General features: G+C 42.3%; 14 protein-coding genes. 5 read left to right on the top strand and 9 right to left on the bottom strand.

All coding sequences use genetic code 11. From position 1 onward, the window contains the following. From rsmA to QQK00_RS18200, 4 genes are read right to left on the bottom strand one after another with little or no spacing between them, the layout of a single operon-like run. Positions 1-798: a 16S rRNA (adenine(1518)-N(6)/adenine(1519)-N(6))-dimethyltransferase RsmA gene (rsmA, locus tag QQK00_RS18185; protein WP_284219113.1), complete on the bottom strand. Its 798-nt coding sequence runs from the start codon at positions 796-798 to the stop codon at positions 1-3. Then, on the bottom strand, positions 795-1781 hold the full coding sequence (gene pdxA, locus QQK00_RS18190) for a 4-hydroxythreonine-4-phosphate dehydrogenase PdxA (RefSeq protein ID WP_284219114.1): 987 nt from the start codon (positions 1779-1781) through the stop codon (positions 795-797). Before pdxA ends, rsmA begins: the two co-directional genes overlap by 4 nt. 8 nt (positions 1782-1789) lie before the next feature. Then, entirely contained in the window at positions 1790-3079 is a 1290-nt protein-coding gene (gene surA / locus QQK00_RS18195; protein WP_284219115.1) for a peptidylprolyl isomerase SurA, read from the bottom strand. A gap of 17 nt (positions 3080-3096) precedes the next feature. Next, positions 3097-5313, bottom strand: a complete 2217-nt coding sequence (locus QQK00_RS18200) for an LPS-assembly protein LptD (RefSeq protein WP_431307761.1) — start codon at positions 5311-5313, stop codon at positions 3097-3099. Between the two features lie 173 nt (positions 5314-5486). Here QQK00_RS18200 and djlA point away from each other — a divergent pair, with 173 nt between their 5' ends. The 3 genes from djlA to dsbC all read left to right on the top strand — a co-directional run bounded on the left by djlA (position 5487) and on the right by dsbC (position 8180). Then, complete coding sequence (gene djlA / locus QQK00_RS18205) at positions 5487-6374, top strand: co-chaperone DjlA (RefSeq protein ID WP_284219117.1); 888 nt, start codon at positions 5487-5489, stop codon at positions 6372-6374. After that, the gene (gene xerD, locus QQK00_RS18210) at positions 6371-7276 is read left to right on the top strand and encodes a site-specific tyrosine recombinase XerD (protein WP_284219118.1); all 906 of its coding nucleotides are present in this window, start codon (positions 6371-6373) and stop codon (positions 7274-7276) included. The genes djlA and xerD overlap by 4 nt, the downstream gene beginning before the upstream one ends. A 172-nt stretch (positions 7277-7448) precedes the next feature. Further along, positions 7449-8180 (top strand): bifunctional protein-disulfide isomerase/oxidoreductase DsbC, encoded by a 732-nt coding sequence (dsbC, locus tag QQK00_RS18215; RefSeq protein ID WP_284219119.1) that lies wholly within the window; start codon positions 7449-7451, stop codon positions 8178-8180. A 32-nt stretch (positions 8181-8212) separates the two neighbouring features. Here the strand turns inward: dsbC and QQK00_RS18220 are convergent, their stop codons facing one another. From QQK00_RS18220 to pdsO, 3 genes are read right to left on the bottom strand one after another with little or no spacing between them, the layout of a single operon-like run. After that, entirely contained in the window at positions 8213-8779 is a 567-nt protein-coding gene (locus QQK00_RS18220; protein ID WP_284219120.1) for a class GN sortase, read from the bottom strand. Further along, a complete protein-coding gene (locus QQK00_RS18225) occupies positions 8779-11124 on the bottom strand; it encodes a marine proteobacterial sortase target protein (RefSeq protein ID WP_284219121.1) in 2346 nt (781 codons plus the stop codon). The genes QQK00_RS18220 and QQK00_RS18225 overlap by 1 nt, the downstream gene beginning before the upstream one ends. 48 nt (positions 11125-11172) lie before the next feature. Next, positions 11173-11931 (bottom strand): sortase-associated OmpA-like protein PdsO, encoded by a 759-nt coding sequence (pdsO, locus tag QQK00_RS18230; RefSeq protein ID WP_284219122.1) that lies wholly within the window; start codon positions 11929-11931, stop codon positions 11173-11175. Between the two features lie 251 nt (positions 11932-12182). Here pdsO and pdsR point away from each other — a divergent pair, with 251 nt between their 5' ends. Both pdsR and pdsS read left to right on the top strand, forming a co-directional pair. Further along, positions 12183-12878, top strand: a complete 696-nt coding sequence (gene pdsR, locus QQK00_RS18235) for a proteobacterial dedicated sortase system response regulator (protein WP_284219123.1) — start codon at positions 12183-12185, stop codon at positions 12876-12878. Continuing rightward, a complete protein-coding gene (gene pdsS / locus QQK00_RS18240) occupies positions 12878-15016 on the top strand; it encodes a proteobacterial dedicated sortase system histidine kinase (protein WP_348521165.1) in 2139 nt (712 codons plus the stop codon). The genes pdsR and pdsS overlap by 1 nt, the downstream gene beginning before the upstream one ends. Positions 15017-15090: 74 nt before the next feature. On the opposite strand, the gene QQK00_RS18245 is transcribed toward pdsS, so the two are convergent. Beyond that, the gene (locus QQK00_RS18245) at positions 15091-17022 is read right to left on the bottom strand and encodes a phytase (protein ID WP_284219125.1); all 1932 of its coding nucleotides are present in this window, start codon (positions 17020-17022) and stop codon (positions 15091-15093) included. A gap of 69 nt (positions 17023-17091) precedes the next feature. Beyond that, positions 17092-19845, bottom strand: a complete 2754-nt coding sequence (locus QQK00_RS18250) for a TonB-dependent receptor (RefSeq protein WP_431307762.1) — start codon at positions 19843-19845, stop codon at positions 17092-17094. Positions 19846-20012: the final 167 nt, after the last annotated feature.

Below are 20012 nucleotides of genomic sequence, written 5' to 3' on the forward strand. Positions count from 1 at the left end.
TTAGTTTTCACATATTTTATTTGTGATGGCACAAAACTCTTTTAAAGAAAGTTCCTGTGCTCTTGCATCAGGTTTTATGCCGATATCAATCATTTCAGCATCATCAATCAATTCTCTCAAGCTATTTTTGAGTGTCTTGCGGCGTTGGTTAAATGCAGCGGCAACCACTCGCTGTAAGGTTCGTATACACTGAACCGTTGCCGGAGCTTCTTTGTGCGGTATTAAGCGAACGATTGCTGAGTCAACCTTGGGTGGTGGTTTGAAGGCTGTAGGCGGGACCATAAGTACTGGTACTGCCTCACAATAATACTGTGCCATCACCGATAACCTGCCATAAAGTTTATCTCCGGGCCCGGCGCAAAGACGTTTCACCACTTCGTATTGCAACATAAAGTGCATGTCCTGAATATGCTGGCAATGGTCAAATAAATGGAACATCAAAGGCGTTGAAATGTTGTACGGCAGGTTACCAAATATTCTCATCGGCATATTTGGTGTCGCTAAGGACGAAAAGTCGACTTTTAACGCGTCAGCTTCGATGATTGTGAGTTTTTCTTTGATAAACGGGTGTTGTCGAAGTCGAGTCGCTAAGTCTCTGTCCAATTCAACCACGGTTAAATGCGTCACGGCCTCTGCAACAGGTTCAGTTAACGCGCCCAATCCTGGACCAATTTCAATAAGGTGTTCGCCGTCTTGTGGGTTTATAGAGGATACTATTTGGTCAATAATATAATCATCATGCAAGAAATTTTGCCCGAAGCGCTTTCTTGCCGTATGTCCTAGATGTGTCTTGTTCAAGCTTTTTTCTTCGCTAATTTAATGGCTTTGTTTAATGCTTTGGCCATACTGCCAGCGTCAACATTACCGGTACCTGCTAAGTCAGTGGCTGTGCCATGGTCGACTGATGTTCGAATAAAGGGGAGGCCCAAGGTAATATTGACAGAATTGCCAAAGCCTTTAAATTTCAATACAGGTAATCCCTGATCATGGTACATGGCAAGCACTGCATCAGCTTTGTCCAAATATTTTGTTTGAAATATAGTATCCGCAGGCAACGGACCAACAAGGTTCAGCCCTTGCTCTCTTAATTTGTCTAGGGTGGGGGTGATGACCAGGATTTCTTCATTCCCTAAGTGACCATCTTCTCCGGCATGTGGGTTTAAACCACATACGTAGATAGTAGGATCTGGTATGCCAAATTTAAGTTTTAAATCCGTATTCATAATACGAATCACTTTTTCAATACGCTCCGGTGTTATCGCTTTTGATACATAGGCCAGTGGAATATGCGTCGTGGCAAGACAAACACGCAAGCCATCTGTCGCCAACATCATAACGACATCTGCAGTATTTGATTGTTGGGCAAAGTACTCCGTATGTCCGCTAAACGATACGCCAGCTTTATTAATAATTCCTTTATGAACGGGACCAGTCACGACAGCATCAAAGTCTCCATTGATATTTTGCTCGCACGCTTGACGCAACGTTTCTACAACATAATGTCCGTTTTCAGCATTTAATTTGCCTATCTCAACATGTGCCGATACGGGAATATGATGGACGATCATTTGCCCGGGTTGTTGAACGTACGTTAAGTTTGGCTCAAAAGGAATTATTTCAAGTGCTACGCCCAATGATTCTGCGCGTTCAGCCATCATTTGCGCATCTGCAAATACAACCAATTGTGCATCCCATTCTTGACTCGCAAGTTGAATCGCTAAATCTGGACCAATGCCTGCAGGTTCCCCTGGTGTCACGGCTAAACGTATTGGAGTTGTCATTGTTTTTCCTAAGAGTCTAGCACTTCAATATAGGCTTGGTTACGCATTTCTCGTAGCCATGTATCTGTTTCTTCTTGAAACTTCCTATTAAATATTAGTTGATACGCGCGCTCTTCTTTGCGCTTTTCTGTGGCATCTTCAACGCGTTTGTCGATGAGTTGAATTAAGTGCCAACCGAATTGGCTTTTTACTGGTTGGCTGTATTCGCCGGTATCCAGTGCCATAAGTGCGTCTTTAAACGTTGGGTCAAAAACATTCGGATCAGACCAGCCTAATTCGCCGCCGCGCAAGGCAGAACCTGGGTCTTCAGAGTGTTCTTTGGCAAGCTCAGCAAAATCAGCTGTGCCGTCTATTAACTGTGTTCTGAAATCAATCAACATCTGTTCCGCTTTTGCGTCGCTTAAAATGATAGATGGCGCTACCAATATATGACGTGCATTTACTTCTTCAACTTCTACTACCTCGACGCCGCGAGCGTCTATTACTTTCAGTATATGGAAACCAGCACCAGATCTAATCGGTCCGACAAGCTCATCTTTTTTCTTACTTTGCACGGCTTCGGCAAATAAGGTCGGCATTGAGTTAATATTTTTCCAGCCCATATCGCCACCATCTAATGCTTCTGCACCTGACGATGAGCCAATGGCCATTTTAGCAAAGTCTGAACCAGTGTTTAGCAGCTCTATTATTTTATCCGCGCGCGCTCTTGCTGCGTTGACCTCATCTTCGCCTGCATCACCGGCTATACCAACCAAAATGTGCCCTAAGCGATATTCCGCCTGTGCATTTCCTTGTTGTTCAATCATTTCTACCAGTGTTTCAATTTCACGAGGACTCACATAAACTCGACGACGCACATTCGCGCGCCTGACTTCGCCGGTGATAAGTTCTTTCCTAATCTGTTCTCTATAGACTTCATAAGGAATACCTTGTGTAGATAGCTCTTGTCGAAGTTGAGCGGTGGTTGCGCCTTCGCCTTGAGCAATTCTCTCAATGGTTTGATCGAGCTGAGGATCGCTTACTTGAATACCCATTCTCTCAGCCATTTGTGCTTGCAAGCTTTCTAGAATTAGTCTTTCAGTAGCTTGAGTGCGAAGTGCGCGCTCAGAGGGTAATGTTTGCCCTTGTGCAAGCGCATTTGCCTTTACTGATTCCACTAAGTCGGTTATTTCACTTTCCAAAATAACCCCTTGATCCACGACTACCGCGACTTTATCAAGTAACTCTTTCGCAAGTGACGTATGTGCCGACACCAGTAAACAAATACTTAAACCTAATACTCGAATTGTTTTATTCATATCCACTCAAAACTATTTTAATTTAGAACAAACGGCTGGCGATAACCAAATAACCCTTGTTCCAACATTCCAATTTTATTACGACGTCTATTATTGTTGCCTAGCCCTTTGAAAACAAACTGTAAGCCAATGCTAGAGTCAAATTCATTTAAGTCTCTTACACCATCGTTGTTAAAACGAGTCGCAAGTCTTCTTTGTGCAGTTAAACGTAGCGCCCAGCAGCAACTTTCATATTCAATCCCAAAAAAACTTTCCGAGGTTCGAGACCGTTCAATGTCTCTGTACCATCGTCCAACCCAATGCCATTTTTTGTTAATGGGCCAACTTGCCGAAATACCAAATTGATCAATTTGTTCATTTGAGAGCGATCGAATATACCGATGGTTTAATTGTACTAATTTTTCGTCGCTCCATCGATATTCTGTTGAAAAACTGCTGCGTTCTACTTTATCCGTCGCGTCGCTAACCTGAATATCAGAGTGTAAAAACCAGTTTTGGTTCACTTCCCAATCAAGTTCAGCGGCAATCGCTGAGCGATTGTCACTGCGAATACTGTCTTGCAATTTTGAATTTTCAAGATAGATGATTTGACCCACGCTAGCAACTAAAACCTCTCGGTTGTTACTATCTATAAATCGAGTCGTGGCACCAAGCGTAAATTGATTGTTGTCGTTAATTCGGTCTAGCCCAGTAAATTCTTGTCCGCGAAATAAATTGCTAAATGTCGTCAGCAATTCAGTGGTGTCATATAAACCAATGCTAGATTGCTCCTCAAAGCTAGTGTAGAGGTACTGCATCCTTGGCTCGAAAGTCATTGTGTAGTCTTTCTTTATACCCACATTTGGCCGTTCAAAAATGAGGGAGCCATACAACCGAGCTTGTCCCAGTGTTCTATCTACCGTTTCTGCTAATTCATTGTTTCCATTGGGAACGTCTTGTTCGTAATAGGTGTGCAATACACTAATTTGCGCTAAAAACTCACCCCATGATTTTTGATATGGCAAGGTCAGTGATGGTTCAATATGAAAACGAACTGCGTTAGCGAGGCTTGAGTTTGAGTTTTCAAAATAGGCCAGCTCTGATTTAACATCAAAGTTTAGGTTATTCGTGAGTGAGGTTGAATAGTTCAGTTTAGCCTCAGGCAGCGCTCTATAATTAGAATCGACCTGACCAAGTGTTGCAAAGTCTCTGATCGACATCGAAAAATCAAGATCCTGAGAAAAATAACTCACTCCAAGCTGCCGATATAAATGTGTATCCGCTTGATTGTAAAAATCTGAACCGAGATCAACGATATAGTTATCGTCACTTAAGTCACTTATGTCTGCTACCACAGACCAGTTATCAGAGAGTTTTCCGCGGTGAGTAAAACGGTAAAAATAGCGGCTCTTGTCTTGATCGCGGTCTAAATCGCTGGGTAAATACTCTACATGGAGTTCACCTGCGTGTTGTGCAAACAGGTAGCGAAATTCATTTTTAAACTGCACTCCACGGTTTGTCATAAAACGTGTGCTAAATGTTGTATCTAAATTGGGTGCTATATTCCAATAAAAAGGTTGCTCGTATTCAACACCGGTGCTACTCGAGCTGCCAATATCAGGGAACAAAAAGCCGCTTTGTCTTTCAGTCGTAATCGGAAATGCAAAATATGGCAAATAAAATATAGGAATGCCGCCAACATAAAACACAGTGTGTTTTGCTTCACCAAACGGGCGTCCTTTTTTTATAGACATTTCGCTTGCTTGAATTTTCCAGTCTTCACCACCGACAGGACAGGTAGTAAAACTGACATCTTCTAGCAATACGCCTTTTTCTTGGGAAATGGACAACAACTCCGCTCCGCCGCGACCTTTTGTGGTGCTAAGCTTGTATTCTGTCGACGCCATTTGCAGGAGTTTTAGTGGTGCATTGACTTCGACACCGACGCTATCCACCTGCAAAAGCGCGTCGGTATACAAAACGTCACCATCCGCACGAATGATTTTGCCATTCTCTTCAACCGTTGCTGACTCAGTTTTAATCGTGCTTTCTGAAGTCGCGATTGTGACGCTGCCCTCAAATGTGGCGACTTTATTGCGAATGATTTGCGCAGCTTCTGAGTTGACTTGAATTTGCCCTTCTGCCACATTTTTAGGCATAAATGAGTGAACGTCTACCTGACACGCTTCTTGAGCACTTGCTGAAAAAGCAGCAACTGATACAAAAGTAGATAAGATTAGCGAGCAGTGTTTCATTATTTTGGGTGTACGTCGGCGCAGTAGAGTAATCAAAACAACCGCGAAGTTTATATTCTATGGGATGAATTACCAACCTTTATGTTAAATAAAAGCGTTTTTTTCTGAAATATGGCCCAATTGTCATTACAATTGTGCGAGATTAATGGCAAATGTTACATAGAATAATAATTATGGGTTATTGGGGAAAGGTAATTGGTGTACTTATTGGTATTGCTATCTTTAAGTTACCTGGTGCAATTTTGGGCCTGATTGTAGGCCATCTTTTCGATATTAATTACGCAAGGGATTTTTCGGCAAAAGGTGGTTTCGCTCGGTTTTTTTCGTCGCCGGAGAAGATAAAAAATGATGCCGTTTTTTTTCATGCCTTATTTTCATCGTTAGGTCATTTAGCAAAAGCCGATGGCAGAGTCACGCCTGAAGAAATACAAGTAGCCTCGCGACTAATGGATGATATGCAGCTTAGTGGCGACGTCAGAATAGAGGCGCAGCAAGCGTTCCGAGAGGGAAAATCTAAATCTTTTCCTCTTGCGGATATGCTCAAAGTTTTTAAACAGCACTGCCATAATCGTCGAGATATGCTGCAAGTATTTTTGGAAATACTTATTGCTGCCGCGTGTTCGGACGGGCGTTTAAGTGCAGAAGAACTTAATATTCTTAAAGCGGTGGCGAAAGGTTTAGGCTTTAGTCAGGCGGATTTACAATTTTTAATTACGACCTATGAAGCGGGCCAGCGTTTTAGACGAGCAAGCGGTCAACAGCGTCGCCGCACTAACAGTCAATCTCAACAATCACATTCGAATCGCTCACAGGGCAATAGCAGCTATTCAAGTCAAGCGAATGCGAATAGTTTAGACGATGCATATCAAATTATCGGCGTGTCGAAATCAATGTCAGGTAAAGACGTGAAAAAAGCGTATAAAAAGCTAATGTCTCAGCATCATCCTGACAAACTGTTAGCAAAAGGGGTGCCTCAGCAAGCCTTGGACTTAGCAAAAGAAAAAACGCAAGACATTCAAGCTGCTTATGCGTTAATCAGACAATCTAGGAGCGATATTTGAATATATCGGCCACAAATCAGGAGATTATCGACGATTTTATCAGCATGCTCTGGATTGAAAAGGGTTTGAGTGAAAATACTGCTTCGTCGTATAAAACTGATTTAACAACATTTTGTCGCTTTCTTAAGCAATTTTGTGGGGATGTAACGCTACTTGAATTAAGTGGCACACATATCGATACGTATTTAGAGTATCGAGTGAGCAGAAATATTTCTCAGCGCTCTACTTCTCGGTTTTTGAGTACTTGCCGTGCGTTATTTAAATACCTAATAGCAAGTCATAAAGTAAATAAAAGCCCTCTCGAAAATATTCAAAACCCTAAATTACCATCTTATTTACCCAGTACTTTGTCAGAGCAGCAAGTGAATGATTTACTTACTGCGCCAGACGACAACGATCCCATACAAATGCGAGACAAAGCGATGCTAGAGCTTTTGTATGCGACGGGTATGAGAGTGAGCGAATTGGTCAACTTACAAATGCATGAATTAGGCCTAGTACAGGGCGTTATTCGAGTGACAGGTAAAGGTGGAAAAGAACGTTTAGTGCCGATGGGTGAAAACGCGCAAGACCTTGTTAGTCACTACATTAAGTATTTTCGGCCAGAATTATTGAATCGCCCGAGTAACACTGTGTTTCCAAGTAAAAGGGGAACGACCATGACACGGCAAACATTCTGGCATCGAATAAAATACTACGCAAAAGTGGCAGGTATTCAAACGCATCTGTCACCGCATACGCTTCGTCATGCCTTTGCAACTCACCTATTAAATCATGGTGCTGACTTACGCGTTGTTCAAATGTTGTTGGGGCATTCCGACTTATCTACAACGCAAATTTATACCCATGTAGCGACACACAGACTTCAAAAGTTGGTAGAAGAGCATCATCCTAGAGGGTAGAGTAACATAGGTAGTCATAGATTTGTTTTTCGTAGACGAGTGTCATCGAAAACTGATAAATTTACGTATAAACGAACGACTGAAATATTTGTACTTGATAATCGGTCTGTTTGGGTCGATATAGTTAAGACAGAATTAACTTGATGGTAAATCAACTTGTTGGAAGTAATTAATGGTTAAACAAATAATTTTGCGAGCATTAGTCGCAATAGTTGCAATTGGATTTGCGTCGCTTGTGTCAGCTCAAGTGGATGTTAAGAGTAAAGAGTTTACAAATTCTCTTGGTCAAAAGCTTAAGTTAAGAATAGACGCCGTCGCTGATTCACCTATTCCTGGATTAGTGCAACTTTACACTGATCGTGGTTTATTCTATGCAAGTGATGACGGTAAACATTTTTTACAAGCACGCGTTTACAATGTTGAGAACAGTATTGTGGATGTCACCGAAAATGCGCTTAAAGATATGCGAATGTCTGGTATGGGGAAGTTTGAAGACAGTGCAATTGTGTTTAAAGCAAAAAATGAAAAGCACGTTATCAATGTGTTTACCGATGCGACTTGTGGTTACTGTCGTAAACTTCACAATGAAATGGACCAACTAAACGATTTGGGTATTACCGTGCGTTACTTGGCATTTCCTAGAGCCGGCGTTGGTAGCTCTGTATACAACGATGCGGTGTCTATTTGGTGTTCTAAAGACCCTCAAGACGCAATTACTCGTGCAAAAGCGGGTGAGACTGTAGCCTCTGCGAAATGCGAGAATCAGGTCGCAGAGCAATATAATTTTGGTAAGCAAATTGGTGTCAATGGAACGCCAAATATTGTGTTCCCTGATGGTTCTGTTGTTCCAGGTTATCAGCCAGCAAAAACATTAGCTGAAGCTTTAGCTCAAATGGCTGGATAGGCCAACTTGAGCTATACGTTGGCATAGTTACCTTACTTTGTTACTGCGTGCGCGCGAACAACATAACGTTGTTCTGCGTCGCTACTTAAGCCTTCAAATGGATAACATGTGATCAGTGTAATCACATCATCCATTGTAGGCGACGTCACTGCCACTTGATCATCTGCGACTATCGCAATTTCAGATATTTCGTAAATTTTTAAATCATGATGTTCAAACGTGATTTTGTCGCCAATACGTAAATATTGTAGCGGGGCGAAATGCGTATCTCTATGGCCAAAAATGACTAAGTTCCCTGTTTCGAAGATATCTACGCTGGATGACAATCTTGCTGGGCCAAAAGCTAGGTTACGCAGGTTTGCGCCCTCCAATACCATTAAATCGTTATCACCAATACTTAATTTACCCGCGATGCTTGTGTCAGCCCATGGCCACGGTTTTACAGCCGAATTGCGCACAATGCTTTGTTGCCAGGCATGTTGAATAAGTACTTGCGCAAGTGTTGCTTTTAACGATAGATAGTTGGCTTTGATAAGTAAAGATATGCCAATCAAAGCCAATAAACAGAATACGCTGAGTATGTACTTTTTTTGCTGCATTAGGCTTTCACCGCCGTCAACTTAGTTTGTAGCAAATTAGGGTTAGCTAAAAATGCGATACCTAGTGCGCCAACCAAAGATAAAAATGCACCCCACCAATTCAACATGCGACTTGGCGATGCTGTTTTAACCAGTTTTGACAATGCCTTTGCCTGGTTTCTTAGGTTATTCGTCGCTTGCATATCGGCTGGCGTTTTGTCGATGGCAATAAGGCTTGTGTAATCACTCACTAAACTGTGTTTAAGCGCCAAAGCAGTAACTTTGTCCCGAGTATATTTTTTTACGTTTTCATAGTCCTTACCTGATTTCGGCGAAGTGTGTAAACGACGTGTCAGTTGTCGTATTTTTTCGTAGGCCCATTGTTTATCAATACCATTTTTACTCACATTACGTATACCAGAAGTACGCTTGTTTAATTGAGCATCGAGCGTTTCTTTTTGCAGTACTCGTGTCCATGGTATGAATTCAAAATTTCCAATGGCAGAAACACTTCCTTGTTTCCCTGTAATTTGAATTGGAAGTGAAGCCTCAGTTTGCGAGTTTGCGTTTGGTACGCGATAGAAAACATGTAACGGCTCTCCCACGTATAAATCGGGTATTATTTCAGGAAATATTTCGATGTCAGCAAGATGATCATTGTTATTCACGGTTGAAGCATGTAAATCGGTTAGCGCGGGTTGTTTTATTTTATTCAGAATTTTTTTCATTTCTGAATTTACACGCGCAGTATCACCTATATACGTATAAGTACCTTTCCCAACAGTGGCCGCTTCTTGCATAAAATATTCGTTGGGAGCGGGGCCTATGCCGACGGTGAATAATCGAGTATTGCCAAGAGATGCATGAATTTTTTCAAGTAAGGCAGCTTCGTTACCAATACTACCGTCAGTGATGAATATAAATTGTGTTAAACGTGTGTCGTCATTTGGTGCATAACTTTGCAACTCAAAGGCAAGGGACAGTGCTGATAACATTTCTGTTCCGCCGTCGGCTTGCAATTTATTAACAAAACGTGTTGCTTGCAGCTTATTAGCATCAGATGCTTTATAGGAAGTGCCCCATAAGGCGTTAGCGTCACTGTCAAATTCGACAATATTAAAGTTATCTACTGCGGATAAATCTTCAATAGCATAATTTAACGCTTGTTTTGCTTGTTCCATTGCTTCTCCCACCATTGAACCAGAGGTATCTAAGATAAACGTGACGTCCCGTTTTATTTGCAATGGTGCTTGCGTGGGGGCGAGCATACTAATTAAACCATAGGTTCCGTCGGGCGTATTTGCTTGGAAGTGACTCACTTGCGTATGCGCCTGCGATGCCGTTTGCCAACGCAGTACAAATGCGTCATTAGCCACATGCTCTTCTTTATTTTGAATGCGATAGTGAGTACTAGTAAGTTCATCCATTATTATTTTATGGTGCAAAGATGTAATGTTTTTAAGTGGTAAACCCATGTCTAAATTTACGCGAATTAGCGTATTACTTGTGTGGGTTAAGTGTGGATCATGCGTATCCAACATATCTTCACCATTAGCGTTGGATTCAGTATTCATAAGGGGTAAGTCCGGTTGGGATATGTATCTTGGGTTAATGCTTGTTGGCAATCGAAGTTCATAACCTGATTGAGTCGGTAACAATAGCTGTTGATATTCGATATATACGGTTATTTCTGTTAAAGGCGGTATATTACTTACTTCGTTTTTGAATATGTTGGGACGAAGTTGACTGACTAAACTGGCGCGTTTTCCGCTTGCTTTGGCTTTTTCAAAAAGTCGTTTTGCTTCTTCTTTTTGTTTGATTACGCCTTCGATTATGCGATCACCTATGACCATTTTGAGGCTGTCTACGGCAGCATCTTCTGGTAACGGAAAAACATACACACCGTTTAGCCAGTGATTGCTGGTATTCTTAAATTTCTGAGTAACGTTAGTGCGTACAATTGGCCCGGTGATGTTTACGTCAAACTGGCTATCACGTTTTTGTGCTTTGAAATAGAGGGGGGTTACAGTTGAAGGCGTTGAACCAGCCGATTCGGTATCGTCTAGAGATTTTAGGTTAGCTGCCTGAAAGTAGAAGTTCCCTTCCGTTGTTTGATAGATATTTGTGACAAATTTGCTGTCGTCAGCTGTGTTTACATCCGGTTGATTTGTAGGGTAGTGCAGGTTTACTTGTTGGATGTGTTGCTTGTTATCAACGTTGTTTGTATTAACTAAACCATTACTCACAATGCTAGACGCTGTTTGTTGAGTCGCACTGGCCTTAACCTGATATTCCGTCAAGCCCTTAATTAAACTTAATGCGCCAATAGTAGCCACAATAATGGCAAGTTTTGTTAGAGTATTCATTCGATGTCCTTAGCAGACTATGAAGTTAGCGGAAGGGAAGAGCAGCCATTATTTGGCTGCTGTCATATTTTGTTGAGAAGGTATTATTTTTAGTGTGGCTCTGCGGTCAAAGAAGTACTCTTCTGCTGACGGTGTAGCGCTTGCACTTAGTTGCGTTTGGGTCTCTCCAAAGCCACTATAGTCAATCTGCGAAGTTTCGACGCCTTTTGCATTGAGGTAATCGGCGATGGCATTGGCACGTTGCTCAGAAAGTACTTTGTTGTATTTCGAGTCACCACGTTGATCGGCAAAGCCATTCACAGATACCCGTAAGTCGGGGTATTGCTTTAACAGGCTAGCTAGCGTATTTAATTGACTTTCATATTCGTTTTCAATAACGAATGAGGCTGTTCTAAATTGGATATTTGTTTCGATGTTTGGGATAGCTTCCAGTACTTCCGCAGACTGGGCGGCTTTTAATTTTGCATACTGCTGCTTTTTGGCATGGTGTAACTTTTCTATATCGCCTTGCAATGCAATAATTTCATTGTCGCGTTGTGAAAGCGCATATTCAGCCGCATTCAGGGCTTCTAGCTGTGCTAACTTTTTATCTTCATCGTTGACGTCATCGGCAATTAATATGCCGAATATTCCACCTAGCACTGCGCCAATTGGCCCACCGATGGCGCCGCCAGCAAGTGCACCTGAGCCAAAACCAATGAGTTCTTTTTTAGATTCTTCTTTGGTTTTTTCTGCGGCGTGTACGTTTGCGACTGAAAATGCATTGAGAGAAAGAATAAGTGAAGTAGCTATCAGTGTTTTTTTCATTTTTGTTTCCTTGGGTTATGTTTGGTTTACGTTTGCTATTAAACCTTCACAAACTGACAAACTCGGGGAAACAAAATGGCAATGTGATGTTCAAATGTGGCAGAAATATGGAAATTACGTTGATTTGCTTTTATTGGTAGAGAATTCGCTATAGTGTTAGCGGTGTTAAATAAGCAGCTTATAACACTGATAATGAACACCTAGTTAGAAGAGCATTATTAAAGAATTTAAAAAGAAGAAGTAGTTTATACATGCAGAAACACATTGCTTTAGTAGAAGACGATATTGCCTTACGAGAAAACTATATAGCCGCGTTAACGCAACAAGGGTATCGAGTGAGTGCGTACTCATCTCGCGGTGAAGCCGAATGCGCGTTTACTCATAAGTTGCCTGATTTAGCTATTATTGATATTGGTTTAGGAGACGAAATAGACGGCGGCTTTGCCGTTTGTCAACTGGCTAGAAGCATGTCAAAAACACTGCCTATCATATTTTTTACTGCACGAGACAATGACTTTGATACCATTTGTGGTTTGCGAATGGGGGCTGATGACTATTTAACCAAAGATATCAGTCTGCCACATTTATTGGCGAGAATATCTGCATTATTTCGTCGCACCGAGCTTATGCAACTACCACAACAGCAAAGTGAAGTGATTACCACGGGTAAGCTTGCGATGGATATGAATAGAATGTTGGTATCATATGATGGACAAGCCCTTGAACTGACGGTCACTGAGTTTTGGATGCTGCATGGCATTGCTAAGCACCCGGGGCATGTTAAAAGCCGGCAACAGCTAATGGACGATTCTAAAATGGTGGTCGACGACACCACAATTACTTCTCATATAAAACGGATCCGAAAAAAATTCATGCAGTTAGAAGACGGCTTTGACGCAATTGAGACTGTATATGGCATGGGCTATCGCTGGAAGGCTGAAGGATGATGAAGTTTGGGTTACGCCTGCGAGCTAAGATGCTCTTACTTTCCTCTTTTTTATTGGCTATCCCATACTTAGGGTATCAATATGTGTGGGAGTTAGAGTCATATTTGCGCATTGGGCAAGAACAAACCTTAGTGGGGACTGCAAGCGCCGTCGCTACCGCGCTGCATGAACGACCTGCACTGTTTGATAACCAGTCGGAATTTTTGGCCGACGTAAGTCCGGGAAAAGATCTCATTGCCCATGATATTCAATACCCCGTGCAGTTAGATGGGCGGTTGGATGACTGGCAAGAATATCAGCATAAGATGTTAGACTACGGCGCTAGCTCACTTATTGAGCAAAGTCAGGTCTATCGACCCGCGTCCTTACAATTCAAACATATGGTGGGCAAATACGAGCAATTTTTATATGCCATATTTGACGTCACCGATGACAACCTCGTTTTTCGACCACAAAACAGTTTGCGTGTTGATCGTAACGATTTTTTGCAAATTGCCATGGTAACAAGTGATGGTTTATTTAAACGTTATCTCATTGCGCCTTATGAGCCGGGTTGGGTGAATGCATACTTATTAGATCAAAACACTGATACATTGACCCCTGTCTCACTTGAAACCAAAATTCAAGGCCAATGGCGTATTACCTCTCAGGGTTACAATATTGAGTTACGCTTTCCTGTTAGTATGTTGTCTAGCAATATCGCGTTTGCCATCGGTGACGTAGACGATGAAGTGTCACGACAATTTAACTACTTAATTGGAACCGCAAACCCAACGAATGTGGATGATCTAGGCAATGTGCTTTCGCCATCTCCCGAGATTGAACGCATTATCAGCGGCTTAAAGTATTCCAATGCGAGAATCTGGGTGGTAGATAACCAACGCCGTGTATTGGCTAAGTCGGGTGATATCTTAACGGCGGGTGGTTTTACGGTTGCTGAAGGTCGGCCTGCAAACCCTAATGCTTGGCAGCGCTTTGAACTGGACTACTTAAAACCGCTTTATCAAAAATTGCTAACAAAGCCAGCAAACGAGTTTATTGATGATTTGGCTAACGCGTATGCGTTGGAAGGGACAGACATTAGCAATGCGCTCTCTGGGCAATCGGATACGCTATGGCGTTTAACCTCGGACAATAAAGCGATAATCCTGTCAGCCGCGCATCCTATTTATCACGATGGTGACGTAATGGGGGCAGTGGTCGTGGAACAAACCACTCATGGCATTCGCACACTTCGCAATCAGGCCTTAGAAAAACAATTTAACTTTATTCTCGCGGTTATTGTACTAGGTATACTATCGCTATTTTTGCTCGCTTCTAGGATTTCCAATCGCATCCGAGATTTGCGCAACGCAACCGAGTCAGCTATTGATCATACAGGTAAAATCATCGGCAACATTAGGCCGTCTAAAAGCGCCGATGAAATTGGTGATTTAAGTCGAACGTTTCATCAAGTTCTGGATAAACTTGCGCAATACAACGCTTACTTAGAAAACATGGCATCGCGTCTGTCTCACGAATTACGCACGCCAGTCGCGGTTGTAAATTCATCGCTAGACAATATTTTGCTCGATCCAGAAAATCAAGAAACATATACCCAACGAGCAAAAGAGGGTATTTCACGATTAAGTAAAATTTTGAATAACATGAGCGAAGCAACTCGTTTAGAGGAAGCGATAAAACGCAGCGATAAAGAAGAGTTTGATCTAGGCGCATTACTTACCAGTTGCATTGAAGGTTACCGAATGACGCACGATGAGCATAAATTTCAGCTCGATATTGATGTCGACAAGCATGTCATGTTGGGCGAACCTGACTTGTTCGCACAAATGCTAGATAAAGTCGTCACGAATGCAGTGGAGTTTTCTAAGGTGGGAGACCCTATAAAAATAAGAGCATTTAAAAAACGCCAAGGGGTTGCTATTTCTGTAACAAATGCCGGTACCTTACTGCCTGATAACATGAAAAACCAATTGTTGAACTCAATGGTATCGGTTAGGGCTAGCACCACTAGTGAGTCCTCTCACCTTGGTTTAGGATTGTTTATTGCTAAAATTATTGCTGAGTTTCACCAAGGCAGTATTGAGATAGACAACCTGCCTGATCACAGTGGCGTGATTGTGCTACTGCAGTTTTAGCACCGTTTTTTCGGACTACTTTAATAAAAGTGCGTCCCGCGCCAGCCAATGTGCTTGTTATTAGACATCAAACATCAAAGGTTTAAGGCCTGAATAATGTCATTAAAGTCTACAAGTTTAAAGTTCTGAGGAGCTGTTGGCAGTGCGTTTCTACCATCTTGAACAACTAAAACTCCCTTAGGTAAATGTTTACCAAAATCGGCGGATGATACAGCTAGTCCGTCAGTTTCTGATGCGCCGTCAATACCGGCATTATAGTCAGCAATAACGTTTACTGAGCCGACATAGTCGTAATTTTTATTGAGTGTGTAAAACGCATAGCTATTGTTGCCTTGACTTGATACCACGAGCAGCGAATGTTCGTTCGTGTTGTAGACAGCCAAGCCCTCGACATCGTCTTGCAGTGATCCACCTACAGCAATGATTTGTTTTAAGGAATAGTTACCTTTTGCGTTAAAGCTCGTCTTCCATACACCTAAATCTTCAACGCCTACATATAAGGTCTGAGTGTTTGGGTCAACAACGCAGCCTTCAGGTTGGTCAGGTAACAAAAATTCACCAATAAGTGTTGAGGTAAACGAATGTGCATCTAAGGAAATTTGATACTGTAAATATTTGCCATTTTTGTCGTTAATAAACACATAGGCTGCTGCTTGGTTAATGCGATGCATACAAATACCATAAGTATTCACCAAGTTTGTTTTTACTTCGCCCAAATGCACTAAATCTGCGTTACCTTGTTTGCGATAAAGGCTGATGCTATTGAGATCACGGTTGCTGGCGACAAGCAAGCTATCAGTTTTCTGCTCGCCAAGGCCTTGTGCAATATCTACATTGTTCATTCTGCCGGTGGGTAAAAACTGCTTAAGCTCACCAGAGAGAGTGTACACACCTAAGCCACTGGATTTATCTGTGCCGATAATTAGGCTTTCATGAGGTGCTTGAGCATTCACCCAGATAGCGGGATCATCTGCTGCATCGCCAAAATGACTGACAGGCGTGGTTTCGGCAAAGGGTGTTACTGTGGCAAAATTATTGCTGAGGTTTGTTGCCGTGCCTATCCCCCTTTTTAGCGACTGCGTATGCGGTATCTCTGTCAGTAGAGGCTTACCATTATTCTCCGTTAAAGCGACTATTGTGTTTTCATCTTTTCGGTAGGCTGCAATAAACGCTGCGTCTTGTTTGATGGGCAAATACGCAAGGTCATTCGATGCATCATGTGGACTAAAGACGATAAGTTGTCCCTTACCGCCAGAGAGCAAAATAGTGTCTGGATCCGTTAATGAAAATTGCTCAAAAGACGATTCAATTTTACCGCTAGGTTTACGTAGGTGAATTGCGCGTTTGTTTATATCTTCCTCGACCTTAGCGTTTAGTTGCCAAAGCCCTACATCTTCTTCTGCTATGTATATTTGTTGATGAGTATTGTCTACGACGCAGTGGCTTAGTTCCCCCGCGAGTGGTAGATGTCGAATGCTTTTATCAAATACTTCGCCCGTATCTATATTATAGAGTGCATGCTGCTCGGCTTGTTTACCTTCCGTTAATATGACCGCTTGCAAGATATTTTGTTTTTTAAAAGCCAGTTTTTTGGGAAGAATATTTTTAGCAGAGCCATTGTTTGGTGTGTCGTCATGCATGTCATCAGGAAATGTGCCCGGTAAATAAAGACAAGCCCCGACAACACTGTACGGCGTTTGAGTATATGTCGACAATTGCGTCAACTGACTATCGACCAATTTGAGCAAGTGCAAGGAATGCCCGGCCTTTCCAACCGCCAATACATACGAAAGCGCGTCACTCACTGTAAGGACATTAGCATGTACAAAATGTCCATCAAAGGTATGTATGGGCGAAAGCGTCTCATCCACAATACTGAGCCCAGTGGTTTTTGAACTAGTAAGCCAATGTCCGTTGGGCAGCGGTGTCACGTGCTCTATTGCTTGTAGGAAAGGGCTTAAACTGCCTAATATAATAAACAATATAGCGTATGTGGCTAATTTCATGTCGGTGTCCAAGTCTGGCGGTAGCGTTGTAAATAGTCAAAGTACATAGAACGTTCGTAATGCACAGGCTTAAAATGCATTCCAACTGAAACCAAGTTCAAAGGTACGTCCGTAGGTTTCATACTGGTAGTTCAGTCGCTCATCTTCATGATACAAATACAAGGGCTCATCGTTTAGGTTTACTGCGTTAAAGTAGACATTTACTTGGTCATTAATAAAGTATTTGAGGTTGAAGTCAATTTGATTGTGGCTGTCTTCATAGACTGTGCGTCCTTGATCTAAAAATTGGTATGACTCACTTCTATGGGCAAAGGTTAGTCTTGTACTAATCGTGTTTGATTCATAACCTATGGCGAAGTTTGCGACCGTATCTGCTTGGTTTGGTAAATTAACGTCAGAGTCCGTAAAGGTGGCATTTGCGACAAGTAGCAAACCTACGTCAAAAGTCGTCGTGTACGCCAACTCTAGTCCAGATAACTCGGCACTACCGCCATTGATTGCTTGAATCACTTCATCGAAACCGTCCCACATACCGTTGTCTTGCACTTCAGCAAACTCGACAAAATTATCTATATCTTTATAGAAAAGGCCTGCTGACATTACCCCGATTTGGCCAGGGTAGTATTCTATAGAAAAGTCCAAATTCATTGATTCGTAGGTTTCAAGAGACGGGTTTCCGACTTCTGCTTGCCTTTCTACGACTATCTCACCGTCATCCTCTTCCGTTTTACTTTCTATGATTTGAAATGCGGCTGAGTCACCAAACGCGGGTCTCGCAATTGTATTGGTGTAGGCAAAACGAAAGAGTAGTTTGTCACTGTGATCATAACGCAGACTAAGGTTTGGTAGTAAATGGTCGTAATCATTTTTTACGGCCCACTCGCTTATCAATACGTCTTCAATGTCGTTTACCTCATCTTCTACAAGCTCGACGCGATTGCCTAAGGTCTCAAAGTCGGTACTCTCGTATCGAAGCCCTGCAATGATTTGCCACTTATCAAATGAAACGTCGGTCATTGCATATAGTGCTGTGATGTCTTCTGCACTTTCAAAGCTTGCGCCTTGCGACTCTAAATTTGAATCAAGGGTGTTCAGTTCAAGTTGATTTCGATTTTGCTTAAAGAAGCTACGAATGCCTGCGCGACTGATGCTGGGGCCAAAATTGCCCAAGTCCCATTGTGGGTTTGCTGCCTCAAATTGCGCAGCAGTGACGTCATCAAAGCCGTCGTCAAAGATTTGTACACTTGCATTGTTGAATTTTTCTCTTTGGCGTATTTTACCACCAAACTTGAAGTCGGCAGATGCATTTTCAAAGTTCAACTGGCGGCTTAAATCTAGCTTAAAACTGGTTTCTTCATCTTCGGTAAAATTATTCTCAAAGACAAATTCATCAAGCTCAAAATTACTAAGATTATGTGCATCGTTTGATTGCGTGAATTCAACAAATGGCCCTGTGCTGGTGTAGCCCAAATCGAAGCCTTCGCCTTTAAAATCAACATCTAATCTATCTGGTTCGGCTTCCTCTGATTTTGAATACCCGACACTGTATTCAAGTGTCCATTTGCGCAGTTGGTGTTCTGCACCAAATACCGTTGAAAAAATAGTTTGTTCTTCGTAGCGGTCTTTAGTATCTCTATCCATTTCTGCATCTACTGTGCTGAGGCTGTTCGATGTAAATGCTTGTAAATCACCGTCTTCAAATTTGTATTCGTTACGTAAACGGTATTCGTCATCAGAAAATTTGCTGTAAAGCGAGCGTATGTAATAGTCTGCGCTAGTCGTTTGTAGATCAATATTGACTGCAACACCCGTGCGTTCTCGGGTAATTTTATAGGCGCGTTGTTCAATTTCAGCGGCACCGAAGAACTCCTCGTCTGCGCCAGTATTGATATTCTCTAGTTCAATATCACCCCAACCACCATCGGTTTCTATATTTTCAGAGCCGAATTTTCTTTCAGCCCAACTGACAGCGCCAGCAACACCTAGTTTGTTGTCGTTGTTAAGCGGAAAAATTCTGCTATACGATGCAGATAACTTAGGGCTATTCTCTTCTTGTTGTTCATTGTATCCAAGCTGCCCAGCTATCGAAAATGCTTTATCTGAGCGTTCGAACGCCGTGATGCTTTTTACTTCGATTGAACCGCCGATGGCATCGGCGTCCATGTCGGGGGTAACTGTTTTACTTACTTCTAGTGATGAAATAAGTTCACTTGGGATAACATCCATAGCCACACTTCGAATGCCTGCTTCGGGAGAGGGGACATTTAGGCCATTAATGGTTAAGTTATTCAGGCTGGGGTCAATACCGCGAATTCCGACAAAACGTCCTTCACCTTGGTCACGTTGGATGAACATACCGGGTAAACGTTGCAGTGCTTCAGCGGCGTTTTGGTCAGGATATTGGCCAATGGCATCTGCAGAGACAATAGAGGTAATGCGATTTGAATTTTTCTGTCTGTTTAGGGCGTTTGCTTGACTTGCTCTTTGACCAATAACAAGGACCTCATCGACAGAGGATTGATTAGGTAACATAGCAAAGTCTTGCGTGATAGAGCGGTCGTTGCTAATGCTTATTTGCTCGACTTGTGGCGCAGCGCCCAAATAACTTACCTGAATATTGTATGTACCTGCAGGTAAGTTATCAAAACGAAAACGGCCATCTTTGCCGGTGCTGATTTTGACATTGAGTTCGGGTATTTGAATTAACGCACCACTTAACGCGATCCCTTTTTTTGCATCAACAATTTGGCCATTTACATTGTTGGCAGCTATAACCGACGAGGAAAAAGCCATCGCCGTTGCCGCGGCAATGGCACTGAACATAGTTGAGCATTTAATTTTTTTAATCACGAACACGACCCTAAATGATGAATGAATCTAGATTTGTTCGCGACTATAAAGAGGCTTTGTGACGGCTACATGGCAGAAAGGTTACGGAAAGATGTCAGTGCTCGTGACGGTTTAGGCCTTGCTTGTAAGGGGAGTGTCAT

The organism is Agaribacter marinus (assembly GCF_030160655.1).
Taxonomy (GTDB): domain Bacteria; phylum Pseudomonadota; class Gammaproteobacteria; order Enterobacterales; family Alteromonadaceae; genus Glaciecola; species Glaciecola marina.

Excerpts from the sequence above, each read along its gene's own strand:
- pdxA (WP_284219114.1), bottom strand. The coding sequence starts at position 1,781 with ATGACAACTCCAATACGTTTAGCCGTGACACCAGGGGAACCTGCAGGC.
- surA (WP_284219115.1), bottom strand. The coding sequence starts at position 3,079 with ATGAATAAAACAATTCGAGTATTAGGTTTAAGTATTTGTTTACTGGTG.
- QQK00_RS18200 (WP_431307761.1), bottom strand. The coding sequence starts at position 5,313 with ATGAAACACTGCTCGCTAATCTTATCTACTTTTGTATCAGTTGCTGCT.
- djlA (WP_284219117.1), top strand. The coding sequence starts at position 5,487 with ATGGGTTATTGGGGAAAGGTAATTGGTGTACTTATTGGTATTGCTATC.
- dsbC (WP_284219119.1), top strand. The coding sequence starts at position 7,449 with ATGGTTAAACAAATAATTTTGCGAGCATTAGTCGCAATAGTTGCAATT.
- QQK00_RS18220 (WP_284219120.1), bottom strand. The coding sequence starts at position 8,779 with ATGCAGCAAAAAAAGTACATACTCAGCGTATTCTGTTTATTGGCTTTG.
- QQK00_RS18225 (WP_284219121.1), bottom strand. The coding sequence starts at position 11,124 with ATGAATACTCTAACAAAACTTGCCATTATTGTGGCTACTATTGGCGCA.
- pdsO (WP_284219122.1), bottom strand. The coding sequence starts at position 11,931 with ATGAAAAAAACACTGATAGCTACTTCACTTATTCTTTCTCTCAATGCA.
- pdsR (WP_284219123.1), top strand. The coding sequence starts at position 12,183 with ATGCAGAAACACATTGCTTTAGTAGAAGACGATATTGCCTTACGAGAA.
- pdsS (WP_348521165.1), top strand. The coding sequence starts at position 12,878 with ATGAAGTTTGGGTTACGCCTGCGAGCTAAGATGCTCTTACTTTCCTCT.
- QQK00_RS18245 (WP_284219125.1), bottom strand. The coding sequence starts at position 17,022 with ATGAAATTAGCCACATACGCTATATTGTTTATTATATTAGGCAGTTTA.
- QQK00_RS18250 (WP_431307762.1), bottom strand. The coding sequence starts at position 19,845 with ATGTTCAGTGCCATTGCCGCGGCAACGGCGATGGCTTTTTCCTCGTCG.